The organism is Rheinheimera sp. NSM (assembly GCF_052380015.1).
In the GTDB taxonomy this organism is placed as follows: Bacteria; Pseudomonadota; Gammaproteobacteria; order Enterobacterales; family Alteromonadaceae; genus Alishewanella.
On sequence record NZ_JBQTCI010000002.1, the window covers coordinates 473818 to 492244 of the forward strand.

Here is an 18427-nt window from a genome sequence, read left to right on the forward strand (position 1 = left end):
TTTTAAACGTGTTTCATAAACTCAACGGTGTTGTCCAGCATACGGTTGCTGAAACCCCATTCGTTATCGTACCAGCTCATTACTTTCACCAAACGGCCGTTTACACGGGTTTCGGTGGCATCGAAAATCGACGATTTCGGGTTGTGGTTAAAATCAACCGACACCAGCGGTAAATCGTTTACCGCCAACACTTCTGCCATAACACCAGTTGATGCCGCTTTGCGGATAATGTCATTTACTTCATCAATGGAGGTATTGCGACCGGCAATAAAGGTTAAATCGACCAGTGATACATTCAATGTCGGCACGCGCACCGCTAAGCCATCAAACTTACCCATCAGCTCAGGTACTACCAAACCTACAGCGGCGGCAGCGCCGGTTTTGGTCGGGATCATCGACATGGCTGCAGCACGGGCGCGGCGCACGTCAGTGTGATATACATCGCTTAAGCGCTGATCGTTAGTGTAAGCATGAATCGTCGTCATCAGGCCGGACTCAATACCCAATACATCATTTAACGGCTTGGCAATCGGTGCCAGGCAGTTAGTGGTGCAGGAAGCATTAGAGATAATGTTCATTTGCGGCGTTAAGATTTGCTGGTTTACGCCATAAACAATAGTGGCATCGACATCTTTAGCCGGCGCCGAGATAATCACTTTTTTCGCCCCGGCTTCTAAATGCGCACCGGCAGACTTACGGTCGGTAAACAGGCCGGTACACTCCAGCACCACATCTACATTCAGTTGTTGCCACGGTAACTTAGCCGGATTGCGCTCACTTAGCGTAATAATTTCATCCTGGTTAACGTAAATGGCTTTGTCACTGTGCTCAACGTTAGCGGCGAAAATGCCATGCGCTGTGTCATACTTCAGCAGGTGTGCATTAATAGCAGCGTCACCCAGGTCGTTGATCGCTACCACTTTAATATCGTAATTTTTGCTGCTTTCATACAAAGCACGCAGCACATTACGGCCAATGCGGCCAAAGCCGTTAATCGCCACACGAATAGTCATATTAACCCCGTTAAATAGATGTTCTGAAAGTTTGCGAGATAAGTTGTGTAGTAAAATTACATTATTAACCGACTTTTTCAAGTTTAAAACGCTATAAAACCATTATTTATGTAATTAAATGACATAAATGAACAATGACTTTAGCGCCAAGGCGGCCTAAAATGAGCCTTAGCGCACTGACAATCCTCTGACTATAAAAAGGAATTCCCATGGACGCCACCTTACTGGCTGAATTGATCGCATTTTGTGGTATTGAAACTGAATTTAATGATGCCTGGGGTAATCCGACCACTGTCAGTCAGCAAAACCAACTGGCCTTACTGCAAGCTCAGGGCTTTGATACTGATGATGACGACATAGCGGCACTGCAATTGCTGCAGCGGCAGCTGGATTTTTGGCAACAACCGTTGCAGGCGGTATCAGTGCAGCGCGAGGGCGAGCCGTTACAGTTGTTGCTGCAGGTAAACCTGGAGCAAGCCAACAGCGAGCTGTCGCTTATCTTAACCAGCGAAAGCGGTGACGAGCAGCACTTTAACCTGACGCCGGTAGAAGGTGAATTGGTGCAGGTGGTGGTGCTGGATGAGGTGGAATACCATCAGTACCAACATGCGCTGAGCGCAACCCTGGCCGCCGGTTATCACCAACTGCGTTTAGCTGGCAGCGCTGTTACGCAAAAGCTGATTATTACCCCGGGCCGCTGTTATCAGCCGGAGGCGTTTGCACATAAAAAACAGTGGGGCATCGCGCTGCAGCTTTATGCGCTGCGCTCAGAGCGTAACTGGGGCATAGGTGATTTTACCGATCTGGCTACAACGCTTAACTACCTGGCTGCGGTTGGCGCTGATTTTATCGGCTTAAACCCAATCCATGCTTTATATCCGGCGATGCCGGAAAGTGCCAGCCCTTACAGCCCCTCATCCAGACGTTGGCTCAATATCAGTTATATTGATGTCACGGCGATGCCGGGCTTTGCCGCTTGTGCCCGTAGCCAAAGCCTGGTGAGCGCACCGGCTTTTCGTGCAGAGCTAAGCGCACAGCGCAGCAAAGACTATGTCGATTACAGCGGCGTAATGCAGTTAAAGCTGCCGGTAATGAAAAGCCTGTATCAGTGGTTTATCGAGCAGAGTAAAACCGGCAACAAAGCACAGGCAAAAGCTTTTAAGCAGTTTAAGCTCGATGGCGGCGACAGCCTGCAACAACTGGCGTTGTATGATGCGCTGCATGCGCATTTATACCAGCAAGACAGCATGTGTTGGGGCTGGCCGAACTGGCCGGAACAATACCGGGAACCGCAATCGGCAGCAGTGCAGCAGTTTGCCAAACAGCACAAAGCTGAGCTGGATTTTTACTGCTATCTGCAGTTTATCGCACAGCAACAATTGGCGCAGGCGCAGCAAGTGGCCAAAGACGCCGGTATGTTGCTGGGGCTGTACCGCGATTTAGCCGTCGGTGTCAGCGAGGCCTCCACTGAAATTTGGGCTAACCCGCAGCTGTACTGTCGTGATGCCAGCGTGGGCGCACCACCGGACCCTTTGGGCCCGGCCGGGCAAAACTGGGGCCTGCCACCTATGTACCCGTACCAGCTGTATAAACAGGGCTATCAACCGATCATCGATTTACTGCGCGCCAATATGCAGCATGCCGGTGCCTTGCGTATTGATCATGTTATGGCGCTGCTGCGGTTGTGGTGGGTGCCGAAAACGGCAGAAAATGCCGGTGGTGGCGCCTATGTGTATTATCCGCTGATGGACTTACTCGGCATTTTGGCGCTGGAAAGCCAGCGTCATCAGGCGGTGATTATCGGTGAAGACTTAGGCACAGTGCCTGATGGCATCCGCGAGCTGTTAGAAGAGTACGGTGTGTATTCTTACCGCGTGTTTTTCTTTGAAACCGCCGCCGATGGTGGCTATATCTCACCGGCGCATTACCCGCAACAAGCAATGGCCACCTTAACGACCCACGATTTACCCACGCTGATTGGCTTTTGGCACTGCGAAGACTTGCGTTTGGGTAAGGAGCTGGGCCTGTATACTGATGAGGCGCAATTGCAGGGCTTGTATGCGCAGCGTCATGCCAATAAACAACGTATTCTGGACTCCTTGCACGGCCATGCTTTTCAGGGTGAAAGTATATTGCCGTTACATTATGAACGCAGTGTCGAGCATCTGGGTATGGACACCACGCTTAACTATGCCATGCAGCGCCATTTAGCGGCCACATCAAGCCAGTTGCTGTGCTTACAGCTCGAAGATGCGCTGCAAATGACACAGCCGGTCAATATTCCCGGCACCAGTAGCGAATACCCGAACTGGCGGCGTAAATTAAGCCAACCGATAGAGCAATGGAGCCAAAACAGCGATATTTTACAGCTGTTTACTGACATCAGCGCACGCCGTAACGGTTAAGCCGGCGCTTTTGCGTAAAATGCTGTGGCGTAAAATGCCATCGCTATTGCGGCGTTGGCTGTTAAGGTAACAGCAAAAGCAACAGAAATAATAAAAGGGATCCGTTATGAGTTTAGCGCTATTGCAACAGGTAAAGTGTGCAGAACCGTTTTCGCTGCTGGGTTGGCAGCCGCTTAAGGCCGATAGCCAGGTTGGGTTATGCCTGAGGGTGTATCTGCCACATGCTACTGCGGTTAGCGCTGTCTCTGCCAAAAGCGGTAAAGTATTAGGTGAGCTGAGCGCCCGTGCCGATCATGCCGGCGTGTTTGAGCTGGTGTTAGCCAAAAAACGCAAAGCGGAAGCTTATATCCTGCAGGTGCACAGCGGCGGTTATCAATATCAGTTGTACGACCCGTACCAGTTTACCGACGAAGCCTTTTATGCCGTGCATTATGTCGCCAACCAGCCGGAAAACCTGTACCGCCAGTTGGGTGCGCAACTTATTACGCTGGATGTTGGCGGCAAACGCGTTACCGCTACACGGTTCGCAGTGTATGCGCCCAACGCGGCTAATGTCAGCTTAATCGGCGATATGAACAGCTGGGATGGCCGTATTCACCCGATGCAGCGCACCCATTGTGGCCACTGGGTGCTGGTAGTGCCGGAAGTTGCCGCCGGGGTGCGCTATAAGTTTGAAATAAAAGACAGCCAGGGGCTGCTGTTGCCGCATAAAGCCGACCCGCTGGCGTTTTATGCCGAGCAATACCCGTCGCATGCGTCTTTAGTGTACGACCATAACCACTATCAATGGCAAGACAAAGACTGGCGTGAGCGTAAAGCGGTTAACCCGCTTAACAGCCCAATCAGCATTTATGAGCTGCAGGCCGGCAGTTGGCGGCGTGGGGCAGATAACCAGCCGCTGAGTTACCGGGAACTTGCCGCTGAACTTATTCCCTATGTGCTGGATATGGGCTACAGCCATATTGAATTGATGCCGGTAATGGAGCACCCGTTTGACGGCTCCTGGGGTTATCAGCCGCTGGGCTTGTTCGCACCCACATCACGTTTTGGTACGCCGGATGATTTTAAGTACTTTGTTGATGCCTGCCACCAGGCCGGTATTGGCGTCATTCTGGATTGGGTACCGGCGCATTTTCCGGAAGACGGTCACGGTCTGGCGCGTTTTGACGGCAGCCATTTATATGAATACGAAGATCCGCGCCGCGGCTGGCACCCGGATTGGAACTCCTGCATTTACGATTACGGTAAAGACTACGTGCGCCAGTTTCTGGTGGCCAGTGCACTGTACTGGTTAGAGCATTTTCATATCGACGGCCTGCGCGTCGACGCGGTAGCGTCAATGCTGTACTGGGACTATTCGCGTAACGAAGGTGAGTGGATCCCCAATATCGACGGCGGCAATCACAATTACGAAGCCATCAGCTTGTTCCGCTGGTTTAACACTGAGGTGTACAGCAAGTTTCCACAGGTGATGACCATTGCCGAAGAGTCAACCTCATTCCCTATGGTCTCGCGGCCGGTGGATATGGGCGGTCTGGGCTTTGGTTTTAAATGGAATATGGGCTGGATGAACGACAGCCTGCGTTATATCAGCAAAGACCCGGCGTACCGGCGCTATCATCACAACGATCTGACGTTTTCCATGGTGTATGCCTATAACGAAAACTTTATTTTGCCGCTGTCGCACGACGAAGTGGTACACGGCAAGGGCAGTTTACTGAATAAAATGCCGGGTGATGAATGGCAGCAGGCGGCCAACTTACGCGCTTATTACGCCTTTATGTTTGCGCATCCGGGCAAAAAGCTGAATTTTATGGGTAATGAGTTTGCCCAGGGCAGAGAGTGGAGCCACACGCAAAGCCTCGACTGGCATTTACTTGATTACGACAAACACCGTGGTATGCAGCAGCTGCTACGCGATTTAAACCACACCTATCGTCGCTGTGCGCCGCTGTATGAACTGGATTACAGCCACGACGGCTTTCGCTGGCTGGATCACCAGGACGCCGACAACAGCACCTTAAGTTTTCTGCGCCGCGACAGCCAGGGTAATGCGGTATATGTAGTGTGTAATTTTACACCGCTACCACGCAACAACTTTTTACTCGGAGTAGAGCAAGCTGGTGATTATGAGGTGATCCTCAACACTGACAGCGAATACTATTGGGGCAGCAATTACGCTGTTGGCAGTGTGCTTAGCAGTGTGGCAACAGAGTATCATGGCCTGGCGCAGCATATTTGCCTGCAGTTACCGCCACTGGCGACACTGTACTTACGCAAAAAACTAACGTAAAACTTAGCAAGGCTGTTGGCAGAGCTGGTAGCAAAGCAGTCAGAAATACCTGAGCGTAATCAATAACAGAGAAGCGGTAGGCTATGAGTAACCATATTCCGGTATTAAAGTTAGCTGTGGGTAAAGCATCGCCGTTGGGTGCACAGAGCAGCCAGGCACCGGATGGCAGCACAGTATGGAATTTTGCGGTGTTCGCTCCGGATGCAACGGCCCTAATGCTGTGTTTATATCAACCCGACACCGAAGAGTTGCTGGGTGAGCTGAGCTTTAATGCCCGCACCGGTGATATCTGGCATTTACAGGTCAGCGGCATTACAAATGGCACCCTGTATGCGTTAAAAGCCGACGGGCCGCATAACCCCGATGCCGGGCTGGTATTCGACGCCGCGCGCATTGTGCTTGACCCCTACGTAAAACAACTTAACCGCAGTTTAAGTTTTAACGAGCGTTTATACACCGCTAAAAGCCACTATATGCTGGCCAAAGGTGTGCTGTCAGCACACAGTTTTGACTGGCAAGACAGTGTTAAACCGGCAATCGCACGGGAAAAAACCGTTATTTACGAAGCCCATGTTAAGGGTATGACTATGTTGCACCCCGACGTACCGCCAGAGTTGCGCGGTACCTATTTGGGCCTGTGCCATCCGGCGGTAATTAAACACCTGCAGCAACTGGGTATTACCACCTTGCAACTGTTGCCGGTAGCGGCGTTTTTAAGCGAGCCGAGGCTAAACAAGCTGCAGCTGAGCAATTACTGGGGTTATAACCCGGTAAGTTTTTTTGCCCCGGAGCCGCGCTATCAGTACCGTGATGCTGTAACTGAGTTTAAAACCCTGGTGCGCAGTTATCATCAGGCCGGCATCGAGGTTATTTTAGATGTGGTGTTTAACCATACGGCAGAAGCGGGCGAGGACGGCCCGGTGCTGAGCTTGCGTGGCTTAGCCAACAAGCATTACTACCTGTTTGAAAGCCATGCCGATATCACCGATTTTAGCCAGCACAGCAATTACACCGGCTGTGGCAATACCTTAAATGTGGCGCATCCGGCCGGGCAAAAGCTGGTTATGGATGCACTGCGTTACTGGGTCACCGAGATGCAGGTGGATGGCTTTCGCTTTGATTTAGCCACCACCCTGGCGCGCGAGCATAAACGCTTTAACCCCTATGCAGCGTTTTTTCAAATTATTGCCCAGGACCCGGTGCTGTCAGAGGTAAAACTGATTGCTGAGCCGTGGGATGTCGGCCCTATGGGTTATCAGCTGGGCCAGTTTCCGGCGCTGTGGTCCGAGTTAAACGACAAATGCCGCGATACCTTCCGGGCTTTCTGGCGCGGCGATAAAGGCGTATTGCCGGAATTTACCACCCGGCTGCTCGGCTCGCGCGATATTTTCCAGAAACACCATAAACCGGCCTGCTGCAGCGTAAACTACTTAACCTACCATGACGGCTTTACCCTGCATGACCTGGTAAGCTACAAAGATAAACACAACTGGCTGAACGGTGAAGAAAACCGCGATGGCCACAGCCACAACTTAAGCTGTAACCATGGCGTGGAAGGCCAAAGCAAAGACGCCACTGTGTTGGCTAACCGCTATTTACATAAGCGTAATTTGGTGGCAAGCCTGCTGCTGAGCCAGGGCATGATCCACTGGTTAGGCGGTGATGAGCTGAGCCACACCCAGTGTGGCAATAATAATGCTTATTGTCAGGATAACGATATCAGCTGGCTGGACTGGCATCTGGACAGCAATGAAGAAGATTTTCTGAACTTTGTCCGCCAGATGCTGGCTTTCCGACGCCAATACAGCTGCCTGCAGCAGTTATCGCTGCTTGATGACAGCTATCAGCTGCACGGCGACAAACACCAGATCCAGTGGTATTTGCCTGATGGCACAGAGAAACAGCAACACGACTGGCATGACCCGGAGCGCTCCGGTTGTATGTTTCAAATCAGCAATAAGGCCGCCAAAGCCAGCTTACTGTTTGTGTTTAATGCGTCGGCCAAAACGGTGGCGTTAACCTTGCCGCAGCGGCCCTGGCAATTATTGTTCGACACCAGCGTTGATAAAGGCCTGGCGCAAAGCCGCACGGTTAAATTGCAACAGTATCAGCAGAATGCACACAGTATCTCGGTGTGGCAGTAGGTTTATCCGGTCCTTTTCAGTATAATGCGCGCCGTTCAGACGCTACTGCCCGGCTGTTTGGCGGCGCGTAACAGTGAAAAATAATGAAGGAATGTCAGATGACAGACACAGCTGCACTTTGTGATATCGGTTTTGTCGGCGCCGGTGTAATGGGTAAAAACCTGATCCTGAACCTGGCAGACAATGGCTACCGCGTTGCCGCCTTTGATCTGGACCACCAGAAGCTGGAAGCCGTGCTGGCGCAGGATAAAGCCGAGCGTGGCGACAAACCGGCCCGCGTTATCGCCTGCAGCTCGTACACTGAATTACTGGCCCGGTTATCGGCACCGCACCTGGTGGTGTTATCGGTGCCGGCCGGCAAACCGGTGGATGATGTTTGTCATAAATTAATCGACGCCGGCATTCAGGCCGATGACATTATTGTCGATACCGGCAACAGTCTGTGGACCGATACGGTGGCGCGGGAAAAAGACTTCGAAGGCAAGTTTATCTTCTTTTCTACTGCCGTATCCGGTGGTGAAGTCGGTGCCCGGTTTGGCCCGTCACTGATGCCAAGCGGCGACCCGTACGCCTGGACACGGATTAAACCGCTGTGGGAAGCCATTGCCGCTAAAGTCGACCCGGCCACCGGCAAACCAATAGAGCGCTTTGAACCGGGTAACCCGGTTACCGAAGGCGAGCCTTGCGCCACCTATATTGGACCAAGCGGCTCCGGTCACTATGTCAAAATGGTGCACAACGGCATTGAATACGCCGATATGCAGCTGATTTGTGAAGCCTATCAGGTGATGCGCGACATTCTTGGCATGCCGGCCGCTGAAATTGCCGGGGTGTTTAAACAGTGGAATGAAGGCCCGCTCAACAGCTATTTAATTGGCATCAGCGCCGATGTTTTGGCCACCAAAGACTCGGAAACCGGCCTGCCGCTGGTCGACGTGATTATGGATAAAGCCGGCCAGAAGGGCACCGGGCTTTGGACGGCGGTGAGCAGCCTGCAGCTTGGCAGCCCATCACCGACTATTGCTGAAGCCGTGTATGCCAGATCTTTATCTGCACTGAAACACGAGCGGGTAAAAGCCGCTACGGTATTGGCCGGTCCGGCGCAAAATTTGATTTCGCCTGAGCAAAAACACGAGATTATTCAGGCACTGCACGATGCATTGTACTGCGCCAAAATCTGTGTGTACGCCCAGGGTTTCCACTTAATGAAAACGGCGGCCGACGAGCACGGCTGGCAGCTAAACTTTGCTGAAATTGCCAAAATCTGGCGCGCCGGTTGTATTATCCGCGCAGTATTTTTGCAATCTATTACCGGCGCGTACGAGCGTAACGACGAGCTGGAGAACCTGCTGCTGGACCCGTTTTTTGCCAAACAAATCTCGGTGTATCAGCAAAACTGGCGTAAAGCCGTGGCTAATGCCACCCTGGCCGGTATTCCGGTAGCTGCACTCAGCTCAGCGCTCAGTTACTACGACTCGTACCGCACCGCGGTATTGCCGGCCAACTTACTGCAGGGCCAGCGCGACTATTTTGGCGCCCACACCTTTGAGCGTACCGATAAAGCCAAAGGTAAAATGTTCCATGTTGACTGGAGCAATCCGCAGCGGCCAATGGTGAAAATAAAATGAGCCCACAAAACATCCAACACATAGGTACCCCTGGCACAGCCAGCAGCACTAAGGTGCTGTTATTAGGCGCCGGCGAGCTGGGCAAAGAGCTGTGCATTGAGCTTAAACGCTACGGCTGCGAAGTTATCGCTGTAGATCGTTACCCCAATGCGCCGGCAATGCAGGTAGCCGACAAAGCCGTAGTGATGTCGATGCTGGATAACGCCGCACTGCGCCAGTTAGTGATCAGTGAAAAGCCGGCCTTAATAGTACCGGAGCTGGAAGCGATAGCCACCTCAGTGCTGATTGAGCTGGAAGACTGCGGCTTTAACGTGGTACCCAGCGCCAAAGCAGTAAATCTGACGATGAACCGCGAAGGCATTCGTCGCTTAGCGGCAGAAGAGCTAAAACTGGCCACCTCGCCGTTTCAATTCGCCGGTGACAAAGACAGCTTTATCGCCGCGGTTAATGCTATTGGTTACCCTTGTGTGGTTAAACCGATAATGTCATCCAGCGGCAAAGGCCAAAGCGTACTGCGCTCTGCAGCAGATTTAGACGCTGCCTGGCTGTACGCCCAGGAAGGAGGCCGAGCCGGTAAGGGCAGGGTTATCGTTGAAGGTTTTATCGACTTTGACTATGAAATCACCTTACTTACAGTAAATTCGATGTCCGGTATTCAATATTGTGCGCCCATTGGCCATCGCCAGGAAAAAGGCGACTACCGCGAAAGCTGGCAGCCGCAGGCTATGAGTGACAAGGCTTTTGAAACGGCGAAAAGCTACGCTAAAGCGGTGGTAGAGGCCTTAGGCGGTCGTGCTTTATTCGGTGTAGAGCTGTTTATTAAAGGCGATGCGGTGTATTTCTCTGAAGTATCACCACGGCCACATGACACCGGCATGGTAACGCTGATATCGCAGCAACTGAGCGAATTTGCGCTGCACGCCCGCGCTATTTTAGGTTTGCCAATCCCGCAGATTAAGCAATACGGTCCGGCAGCCTCTGCGGTGCTGCTGGTGCCCGGCCACAGCGCGGATATTCAGTACCACGGTTTGGCAGAGGCACTTAGCGAGCCGGATACCGAGCTGAGAATATTCGCCAAGCCCGAAGTGCAGGGCGAGCGGCGGATGGGTGTCGCACTGGCGTTAAGTGACAATGTTGAGCTAGCCACGCAAAAAGCGCTTAACGTAATCAGCAAGCTTAGCGTTACGCTGAAATAAGCGGGTAAGACTGCTCAAAAAAACCACCTGCGGGTGGTTTTTTTATATCTGTCGTTGTAAATAAGTTGTTCACTTTGCAAATAAAATCCACTAGCATCAAAGCTTGTTCGCAATAACTAAAAGCAGGCCGGCTATATGCAACAACCTTTGGCGCTTATTCTGCAGATCATCGCATTAGTTTTTGTTTTCAGTATCCAGGTCGTAGGCTGAATACTGGTAATGACAGGGAGAGCAGATGCAGCAAATAACTATCAGCGATGATAAATCACGGCTGGATATTGGCAAAATTCATCATTTTCTTTGTACAGAAAGCACTTGGGCCAAAGGCATTTCGCTGGATATTGTGCGGCGCAGCATTACACATTCGGTGTGTCTGGGCGCTTATGCCGCAAACCAGCAAGTAGGTTTTTGCCGCATTATTACCGACCAGGCGACGTTCGCTAATCTGGTGGATGTTATTGTTTGGCCGGAGTATCGCGCTCAGGGTATCGCCGCAAAGTTAATGACAGCGGTACTGCAACACCCCGGCGTAGCGGATGTACGCCGTTTTACCCTTGCTACATCGAATGCGCACGGTTTATACGCCAAATACGGTTTTACCGCACTCAATAAGCCGGAGAGTTTTATGGAAATTTACCGGCCGGATATTTATGCCAAGGCTAAGCCAAACAGTCTGTAAATAGGTTGGAAGCTCATTGCGGTAATCGACAAACTTAATAAACCCAAAGGAATGAATAACGTGCAAGATTCAATATGTAAAGCTTCGCTGCTGGTGTCAGCTTTGTTGTTATCGGCCTGTGCCACTAAGCCTGTAGCGCCGCAGCCGGTGGTGCAAGCAGTTGCGCAAAGTCCTGCGCCGCCGAAGGTTGTCAAACAAACGGTATACACCGGCCAACCTTACACGCCGCAGTTATGGTCCGGCCATAAAGTACTTACCTTGTCTGCAGAACAATGTGCGGCGAAAGGCAAAGCGGTGCTTGAAACCATGCAGTTTGGCTCTGTGGTGCAAAACGGCAACTATGTGTACGGCAATCACCTGCAAAACCGCGCTGCGGTTAAATGTGTCGCGCTTGATAACGGCAGCTTTGTTTATGTGGCCGTTGCGGGGAAGATGAAAAAGGCTGTTGAAGCGCTGCGCAACGAAATTGTCTGGCAGTTTTAAACGTAGAGCATCGGCGCCTTTATGCGGCCATGCCACTAATGCAGATTAACGTGAGCCGGAGACTAATGTGACCTTACTTAAGCAGAACAGGCTTTATGCGGCTAAACCCTATGCGCTGCGATGCTATGCAATATGGCCGGTGTTGGCGTTGTTGTTGCTGTTATCCGGCTGCACGGTAAAGCTGATCAGTAGCTATGATGAAAAAACCGACAATGCCGTCACGGCGCTGCAAAAAGACGTAACGCTGTTTTTTATCACGGTACAAAGCCAGGCCGGTTTGCCGGAGTGTAATTACAGCAACCATATTAGTTTTTATCAGCAGGCAAAAGTCGACTTGAGCGCTATAGCGGTGCGAAGCAAAGCCATTGCTGCCAACGAGATAACCGTGGAGCAGGTAGAGCTGTTGCAAGACAGCCTTACTGCTCTGGAGCAGTTGCATCAGTTGGGCTGTTTTACCCCAAGCCAGGTAGATAATCTGCGTACCAGCTTTGACAGCAGTATCACGGCAATTTTAAAGCTTGAACTGGCGAAAAAACGCGGCGGATAACCGGTTAGATTAAGGAAATAGCATGAGCTTAAATGTGGCAGAACTCAGCGCTACTATGCTGCAGGCCTTTAACAGTGAACTGTCGGATAAATGGCCCGACATTAAAGACTATGCCGCCGTGGAAGCCAAAAAGCTGGCGGAAAACCTGGTGATGATAGAGCGCTTACAGTTGGCCGGGGAAATTACCCCGCAGCAAGCCAGGCTGCATCATCAGATCCAGCGCAATGCCACGCGTACGGTGTTGCTTACGGTTACCGGGCTAAGCCGTGTGGCGGTGGAACAAGCCATAAATGCCGCTATGGACGCGCTCAGGGACAGCGTCAACGGCGCGTTGAATTTCAGCTTACTTTAACAAATTCATTCAGTACTTTATAAGGGAGTAAATATGTATCAGGGTGCCTGCTTGTGTGGTGAAGTCGCAGTTGAAATTAACGGGCCAATCAGCAGTATTATTCATTGCCACTGCTCGCTGTGCCGTAAATCCAGCGGTACGGCTTTTGCCACCAATGGCTTTGTACAAAGCACAGACTTTGCAGTGGTAAAAGGCGCAGCATGCTTAAGTCAATTTTCCTTTAAACCAGGCCGTGTGCGGCATTTTTGTCGTAACTGCGGCTCGCCGGTATACAGCAGTAATGCTGACGACCCTGCGCGTATCCGCATCCGGCTGGGCATTTTAAACAGCGAGATCAGCGAGCGGCCACTATCGCATAACTTTTACAGCTCCAAAGCCAATTGGGAAGATTTAGACGCTAATTTACCGCGCTACGATAGCTTTGAACCCGGCCGCAGCTGAAATTTTCGGCGCTGCCGGCGTATTGTGTTATGTTAACAATTTAAGCTCATATCAAGTACCACAACATCATGCTTGCGCGCTACCGCACTGAAGCAGTGCCGGGTAGGGCGTATGCTCAGCTGACGTTTGCCTTAGCCGGTTCGAGATCAATACGCCCATGTAGCGAGGATTTTTATGTCAGTAAAACCCCAACCGCATCCGCAGCAGAATCATCTGTTGGCAGCACTGTCGCCGGAGGTGCAGGCACGGCTGTTTCCGCATTTGGAATTGGTGCCGCTGCCGCTGCGCGCCTTGATGTACGAATCCGGCCGCGCTATGGCACACGTTTATTTTCCCACCGACTCTATAGTGTCATTGCAATATATGATGGAAAATGGCGCCTCGACGGCAATTTTGGTGGTGGGTAATGAGGGTTTACTCGGCATTTCGCTGTTTATGGGTGGCGAGAGCACACCCAGCCGATCCTTGGTGCAAAGTGCCGGTTTCGCTTACCGCCTGCCCAGGCAACTGGTGAAAGAAGAATTTAACCGCCACGGCCAGTTATTGCTACTGATGTTGCGTTATACCCAGGCGCTGATCACGCAGATGGCGCAAACAGCGGTGTGCAACCGGCATCATTCGATAGATCAGCAGCTGTGTCGCTGGTTACTGCTGTCGATGGACCGGTTGTCACATAATCATCTGACCATGACGCAGGAATTTATCGGTAATATGCTGGGAGTGCGGCGTGAAGGCGTTACTCAGGCCGCGTCTAAATTGCAGCAATTGGGCGCTATATCTTATTCGCGCGGTTTAATTAAAGTGTTGGATCGCGCCAGGCTTGAAGCACTCAGTTGCGAATGCTACGGTGTGGTTAAAAAAGAAACCGACATTCTGTTGCCTTATCTGACTCAGCGACAGGTGATAACGGATCCGGCTGTTATTCCGGTAGCAACGTTGCCAACGCGGGCCGCCGGCAAGTAAAGCGTGCTGATGGATTTTTATAATGTTATATGAGAGCTGACAATGAAAGCATCAGGCAGTTTTAAGGTAAAACTACAACCCATGCCCACTTATGCCATCGGGGAGCATGGTAATACCCTCGGTAGAATGAGTATTGATAAAAGCTTTGACGGGGCACTTAGCGCAACGAGCAAAGGTGAAATGCTCAGTGCGTTGACGGCGGTGAAAGGCTCGGCCGGTTACGTGGCGATTGAACAGGTGAGTGGCCGGCTTGATGGTAAAAGCGGCAGCTTTGTATTGCAGCATTTTGGCATTATGCACAATGCAGAGCAGCGGCTGGTACTGGAAGTGGTGCCGGAGTCGGGCACGGACGAGCTGCGCGGTTTAAGCGGAAAAATGGCCATCAGGATAGAAAACGGCCAACATTATTATGATTTTGATTACAGCTTAAAGCCTTGAGCTAATGTACTGACGTTGGCAGTAAGTTCCGCTATTTATATCAGGATCAATTGCATACAGCTAAATTAGCAGCTATAAAAGAACTACTCACTGAGTATTTATGTTGTTAAGGTAGTAATACTGCTGTCATGGAGATGCAAAATGATAACAATGCGATGGATCCTGCTGCTGTGCTTCAGTTTAATATCATTGCCACTGTTGGCAAAAACCGGCATTAGTTTTAATACTGAACAAAATAAACTCTGCTGGCGCATGATAGAACAAAAAGCGTCGGGCCATTGCCGTCTGCATTTTAGTGGCGTAAGCGCGCTATCCGGCAACAAATTTGCTGACCGTGAGCAGGTATCCCGCGCTTTTAGTGATTACCTTAGTGTGCGTAAAGATTTTCCTACGTCATTTCAGCAAACTGAGTTTGCGCTGCAGTTTTTCTACTACAGTTTAGAGCGTTTTGCCGTACGCGACAGCCTGAACTTTATCCGCAGCAATGACGGCACTATTCAACTGAGTATGAGTATCCGTACTTCTGCCACTGGTGGTTACAGCTTTGTATTAGCCGACAGCGATGCACAAATCCGGCAAATAATGGCGACGCTGCAAAATGATAACGCCACAAAGGCCAGCAATTATTATCGTACTATCGCCAAATTGTTTGCCGACTAAGTGTTGGCCCAACAGCATTAAACAAGCCGGTTTTCAATGCCGGCTTGTTTGTTTTTAACCATCAATTACTTAAGGTTAACCTTGGCGCTGTGTCGTTAAAGGTTACTGTAGCCCGCTGTTGCCGCTGCGGTAACAGCGCTGCGGTGCTGTGTTTAATGCCGTCAACATAAAACCAATCACAGTGCAGCTCTGTTGGGCTGAAGGTTAACAACATAAAGCCTCTGTCGTAGACATTGCTGTATTGCAGCTCCGGCACCAACTGCACCAGTCCGGCTTCGGTGGCTGCGGCAGCATCTCTGTCGGGCAGATTAATATATTGCTCAAGCCCGGGCGATGTTACCGACGAGGTCGCCAGTTCAACGCCGACGGCCGTGCCATCGCTGAGGTTTAAATGGCTGGCCCAGCTGTTATGCGTATCACCGGCCAGTACCAGCAGCTTTTTGCCCAGCGCCTGCGCATGTGCCAATATCCGCTCGCGCTCTGCCGGATAACCATCCCAGGCATCGAGGTTGTAAGGGATCGCCGGCAGCTGCAGCAAAGCGATAACCTCCGGTGTCAAGCGTTGCTGATTCGCTTGTAAATAGGCCAGCTCAGCGCCTGTCAGCGTTGGATCGCCGGCTTGTGCCCGCCCGGCCAGTTGGGCTAAGGCCGCCAGTTCAGCAAAGTCGTTAATACTCAGTTGTTGCAATGCTATAGCCGCCGGCAGCTGCATGCGACCCATTAACACCTGTTGCCCCAACACCTGCCAGCTGGCATCAGACTGCTGCAGTTTATCCAACAGCCATTGCAACTGTTCAGCACCGAGCAGAGTGCGGTTAGGCTGGCTTAAATCACTGCTAAAGCGTGCGGCGTCTAACTGGCCGCTTACCGGGTCAACATAGTTGCCATAGGCCAGTTGTTCATCACGGCCGATAATGCGGGTATCCAGCATCAGTAAGTCTACCAGGGAGCCAAAGCGAAACTGGCGATAAATGGTTTGCTGATCGGTACTGCTGGCAGGGCGAATGGGCATCCATTCAAAATAGGCTTGCAGCGCAGCCAGTTTGCGCGCGGTAAAGTCACCCTCATCGCTTTGATGGTTCTCGGCGCCATCGCGCCAGCTGTCATTGGTAATTTCATGGTCATCCCACACGGCAATAAAGGGTGCGGCAGCATGAATTTGCTGCAGCTGCGCATCGGTGCGGTACTGCGCGTAGCGTTGGCGGTAGTCGGCCAGGCTGAGGATTTCTCTGTCCGGTTGCACCACGCGATCAAGTGCCACCGCATCTTCAGAGGCGTAGCCGTCGGCGGCGTATTCATAGATATAATCGCCAAGGTGAAGGGCCGCATCTAAATCAGCTATTTCTGCCGCTTTAGCATAAACATGAAAATAGCCGGCCGGATAATTTGAGCAGGAAAATACTGCCAGTTTCACTGAGCTGACATCGCCTTGCGGCAGGGTTTTACCGCGGCCAACCGGCGAGATAACCGTGCCGGCGATAAAGCGGTAAAAATACACTGTGCCGGCGCTCAGATCACGCACATCTATTTTTACGGTGTAGTCGCTGGCTGCCGAGGTTTGAGTGTCACCGCTGCGCACCAGGTTGGTAAAACCGGCGTCTGTTGCTACCTGCCACTGCACCGGCACCTGAGCGGCATCGGCGCTGAGCCTGGTCCAGAGAATTAACGCATCATGGCTGGGGTCGCCACTGGCAACGCCATGCAAAAATTGCACGCGGTACGGCAGCGGCTGTGGCGCGCGGGTATCACTGCTGCAGCCCAACAGGTTGGTTGAAATTACCACACTGCCAAAACCGGCAGCAGAGGCTTTAATAAAATCACGTCGGGTAAGGGTTGGCATTATTATACTCCTGAAATATCCGGCGCCAGCTAACCAAATTTATATGACGGTTGTGTGAATGAATAATAATCATAGTGTTACATGACAGTATTGCATCACATGTTCCAAAAAGCCTGCTGACATACTTTGTCAGCAGCTTGAGGTAAACTGCAGTACAGGCCAGGGTTAAACAGTAAGTACTATGGATAAAACAGCACGTTTATTTCGCTTAATGGACAAGTTGCGGCACTACCGGCATCCGGTAACGGCGGCCGTACTGGCAGAGCAGTTACAGGTGTCGGTACGTACGGTGTACCGCGATATTCAAACGCTGATCACCCTGGGGGCCGGTATCGACGGAGAAGCCGGTATTGGTTATATCCTCAGAAGCGGCTTTTTTCTGCCGCCGCTGATGTTCGATGAAGCTGAGCTGGAAGCCTTAGCGCTGGGCTTGCGTTGGGTCGAGGGGCAGGGTGATGATGAGTTAGTGGCGGCTGCCCGCAATGTGCTGGCAAAAGTGGCGGCGTCGGCACCGACAGATTTACGTGACCGGATCCATGATATAGGTTTGCTGGCCTTTCCGACCCGCGATGACAAAGGCGCCGCGTTTTTGCGGCAGGTGCGTGAAGCCATCCGTCGTGAGCGCCGGTTGCAAATCAGCTATATTCGGCAAGACGGCACCGCCAGTGAACGCATGGTATGGCCTATTATGCTGGCGTTTTTCGACCGTAGCCGTATGCTGGTGGCCTGGTGCGAATTGCGTAACGAATTTCGTCACTTCCGGCTGGACCGGATTGGCCAGCTTATCGTAGCAAAAGAGTCTTACCCGCGCCGGCGTATGCAACTCACCCGCGAATGGCGGCTTGAGATGAAACATCAACATCAGGGGGAATCGCAATGAAGCTAACCGGACAATTGACCGAACAACTTACTGAACAGCAGTGGCGTGAACGCTTAACCGACGAGCAATACCGTGTCACACGGCTTAAAGGCACAGAGCATCCGTTTAGCGGCGACTTGCTGCACAATCAGCAAGCCGGTACTTATCACTGTATATGTTGTGGTGCTGAGTTGTTTAGCTCAAACACCAAGTTTGATGCCGGCTGCGGCTGGCCCAGCTTTTATCAGGCAATAGAAGGCCGGGTAAAATATCAACAAGACAGCAGTCATGGCATGACACGCACCGAAATCCTTTGTGCGAACTGTGATGCACATCTGGGCCATGTGTTTGACGATGGTCCGGCACCCACCGGCCAGCGTTATTGCGTAAACTCGGTGTCGTTAAGCTTTAGCGATAGCGCAGAATAAAATTGTTGTAACTGTTGTCGTAGGCTTTCAACTTCTATTACAATACGCGCCGTTGGAG

17 protein-coding genes are annotated in these 18427 nt (G+C 51.6%); 15 read left to right on the forward strand and 2 right to left on the reverse strand.

Annotation, left to right across the window (positions count from 1 at the left end; translation table 11 throughout):
* Window positions 1–2: 2 nt before the first annotated feature.
* Window positions 3–1013, reverse strand: a complete 1011-nt coding sequence (gene gap, locus ACTZWV_RS07990) for a type I glyceraldehyde-3-phosphate dehydrogenase (RefSeq protein WP_444786039.1) — start codon at window positions 1011–1013, stop codon at window positions 3–5.
* 209 nt (window positions 1014–1222) lie between these two features.
* Between gap and malQ the strand changes: the two genes are divergently transcribed.
* From malQ to ACTZWV_RS08055, 13 genes are all read left to right on the forward strand, one after another.
* Entirely contained in the window at window positions 1223–3418 is a 2196-nt protein-coding gene (gene malQ, locus ACTZWV_RS07995) for a 4-alpha-glucanotransferase (protein WP_444786040.1), read from the forward strand.
* Between the two features lie 106 nt (window positions 3419–3524).
* Window positions 3525–5711, forward strand: coding sequence for a 1,4-alpha-glucan branching protein GlgB (gene glgB, locus ACTZWV_RS08000; protein WP_444786041.1), 2187 nt, complete (start codon window positions 3525–3527; stop codon window positions 5709–5711).
* A gap of 83 nt (window positions 5712–5794) precedes the next feature.
* A complete protein-coding gene (gene glgX, locus ACTZWV_RS08005; RefSeq protein WP_444786042.1) occupies window positions 5795–7855 on the forward strand; it encodes a glycogen debranching protein GlgX in 2061 nt (686 codons plus the stop codon).
* A 98-nt stretch (window positions 7856–7953) separates the two neighbouring features.
* The gene (gndA, locus tag ACTZWV_RS08010; protein ID WP_444786043.1) at window positions 7954–9483 is read left to right on the forward strand and encodes an NADP-dependent phosphogluconate dehydrogenase; all 1530 of its coding nucleotides are present in this window, start codon (window positions 7954–7956) and stop codon (window positions 9481–9483) included.
* Window positions 9480–10679, forward strand: a complete 1200-nt coding sequence (purT, locus tag ACTZWV_RS08015) for a formate-dependent phosphoribosylglycinamide formyltransferase (RefSeq protein ID WP_444786044.1) — start codon at window positions 9480–9482, stop codon at window positions 10677–10679. Before gndA ends, purT begins: the two co-directional genes overlap by 4 nt.
* 235 nt (window positions 10680–10914) lie before the next feature.
* Window positions 10915–11358 carry a GNAT family N-acetyltransferase gene (locus tag ACTZWV_RS08020; protein WP_444786045.1) on the forward strand — a complete coding sequence of 148 codons (444 nt, stop codon included), beginning with the start codon at window positions 10915–10917 and terminating at the stop codon, window positions 11356–11358.
* A 60-nt stretch (window positions 11359–11418) separates the two neighbouring features.
* Window positions 11419–11841: a hypothetical protein gene (locus tag ACTZWV_RS08025; RefSeq protein WP_444786046.1), complete on the forward strand. Its 423-nt coding sequence runs from the start codon at window positions 11419–11421 to the stop codon at window positions 11839–11841.
* 67 nt (window positions 11842–11908) lie between these two features.
* Complete coding sequence (locus ACTZWV_RS08030; RefSeq protein ID WP_444786047.1) at window positions 11909–12388, forward strand: hypothetical protein; 480 nt, start codon at window positions 11909–11911, stop codon at window positions 12386–12388.
* A gap of 22 nt (window positions 12389–12410) precedes the next feature.
* Window positions 12411–12740 carry a hypothetical protein gene (locus ACTZWV_RS08035; protein ID WP_305550926.1) on the forward strand — a complete coding sequence of 110 codons (330 nt, stop codon included), beginning with the start codon at window positions 12411–12413 and terminating at the stop codon, window positions 12738–12740.
* A gap of 33 nt (window positions 12741–12773) precedes the next feature.
* Entirely contained in the window at window positions 12774–13181 is a 408-nt protein-coding gene (locus tag ACTZWV_RS08040) for a GFA family protein (protein WP_444786048.1), read from the forward strand.
* Window positions 13182–13355: 174 nt separating this feature from the next.
* The gene (locus tag ACTZWV_RS08045) at window positions 13356–14144 is read left to right on the forward strand and encodes a Crp/Fnr family transcriptional regulator (protein ID WP_444786049.1); all 789 of its coding nucleotides are present in this window, start codon (window positions 13356–13358) and stop codon (window positions 14142–14144) included.
* 42 nt (window positions 14145–14186) lie between these two features.
* Complete coding sequence (locus tag ACTZWV_RS08050; protein ID WP_444786050.1) at window positions 14187–14582, forward strand: DUF3224 domain-containing protein; 396 nt, start codon at window positions 14187–14189, stop codon at window positions 14580–14582.
* Between the two features lie 141 nt (window positions 14583–14723).
* Window positions 14724–15242 (forward strand): hypothetical protein, encoded by a 519-nt coding sequence (locus ACTZWV_RS08055; protein ID WP_444786051.1) that lies wholly within the window; start codon window positions 14724–14726, stop codon window positions 15240–15242.
* Window positions 15243–15303: 61 nt separating this feature from the next.
* Here ACTZWV_RS08055 and ACTZWV_RS08060 read toward each other — a convergent pair whose 3' ends face one another.
* A complete protein-coding gene (locus tag ACTZWV_RS08060) occupies window positions 15304–17082 on the reverse strand; it encodes an alkaline phosphatase D family protein (RefSeq protein ID WP_444786052.1) in 1779 nt (592 codons plus the stop codon).
* A gap of 181 nt (window positions 17083–17263) precedes the next feature.
* Here ACTZWV_RS08060 and ACTZWV_RS08065 point away from each other — a divergent pair, with 181 nt between their 5' ends.
* Window positions 17264–17962: a helix-turn-helix transcriptional regulator gene (locus ACTZWV_RS08065; RefSeq protein WP_444786053.1), complete on the forward strand. Its 699-nt coding sequence runs from the start codon at window positions 17264–17266 to the stop codon at window positions 17960–17962.
* A complete protein-coding gene (msrB, locus tag ACTZWV_RS08070; protein ID WP_444786054.1) occupies window positions 17959–18369 on the forward strand; it encodes a peptide-methionine (R)-S-oxide reductase MsrB in 411 nt (136 codons plus the stop codon). The genes ACTZWV_RS08065 and msrB overlap by 4 nt, the downstream gene beginning before the upstream one ends.
* Window positions 18370–18427 lie beyond the last annotated feature (58 nt).

Bases quoted from the DNA above. Each gene is read 5' to 3' on its own strand.
- gap (WP_444786039.1), bottom strand. From the start codon at position 1,013: ATGACTATTCGTGTGGCGATTAACGGCTTTGGCCGCATTGGCCGTAAT.
- malQ (WP_444786040.1), top strand. From the start codon at position 1,223: ATGGACGCCACCTTACTGGCTGAATTGATCGCATTTTGTGGTATTGAA.
- glgB (WP_444786041.1), top strand. From the start codon at position 3,525: ATGAGTTTAGCGCTATTGCAACAGGTAAAGTGTGCAGAACCGTTTTCG.
- glgX (WP_444786042.1), top strand. From the start codon at position 5,795: ATGAGTAACCATATTCCGGTATTAAAGTTAGCTGTGGGTAAAGCATCG.
- gndA (WP_444786043.1), top strand. From the start codon at position 7,954: ATGACAGACACAGCTGCACTTTGTGATATCGGTTTTGTCGGCGCCGGT.
- purT (WP_444786044.1), top strand. From the start codon at position 9,480: ATGAGCCCACAAAACATCCAACACATAGGTACCCCTGGCACAGCCAGC.
- ACTZWV_RS08020 (WP_444786045.1), top strand. From the start codon at position 10,915: ATGCAGCAAATAACTATCAGCGATGATAAATCACGGCTGGATATTGGC.
- ACTZWV_RS08035 (WP_305550926.1), top strand. From the start codon at position 12,411: ATGAGCTTAAATGTGGCAGAACTCAGCGCTACTATGCTGCAGGCCTTT.
- ACTZWV_RS08040 (WP_444786048.1), top strand. From the start codon at position 12,774: ATGTATCAGGGTGCCTGCTTGTGTGGTGAAGTCGCAGTTGAAATTAAC.
- ACTZWV_RS08045 (WP_444786049.1), top strand. From the start codon at position 13,356: ATGTCAGTAAAACCCCAACCGCATCCGCAGCAGAATCATCTGTTGGCA.
- ACTZWV_RS08050 (WP_444786050.1), top strand. From the start codon at position 14,187: ATGAAAGCATCAGGCAGTTTTAAGGTAAAACTACAACCCATGCCCACT.
- ACTZWV_RS08055 (WP_444786051.1), top strand. From the start codon at position 14,724: ATGATAACAATGCGATGGATCCTGCTGCTGTGCTTCAGTTTAATATCA.
- ACTZWV_RS08060 (WP_444786052.1), bottom strand. From the start codon at position 17,082: ATGCCAACCCTTACCCGACGTGATTTTATTAAAGCCTCTGCTGCCGGT.
- ACTZWV_RS08065 (WP_444786053.1), top strand. From the start codon at position 17,264: ATGGATAAAACAGCACGTTTATTTCGCTTAATGGACAAGTTGCGGCAC.
- msrB (WP_444786054.1), top strand. From the start codon at position 17,959: ATGAAGCTAACCGGACAATTGACCGAACAACTTACTGAACAGCAGTGG.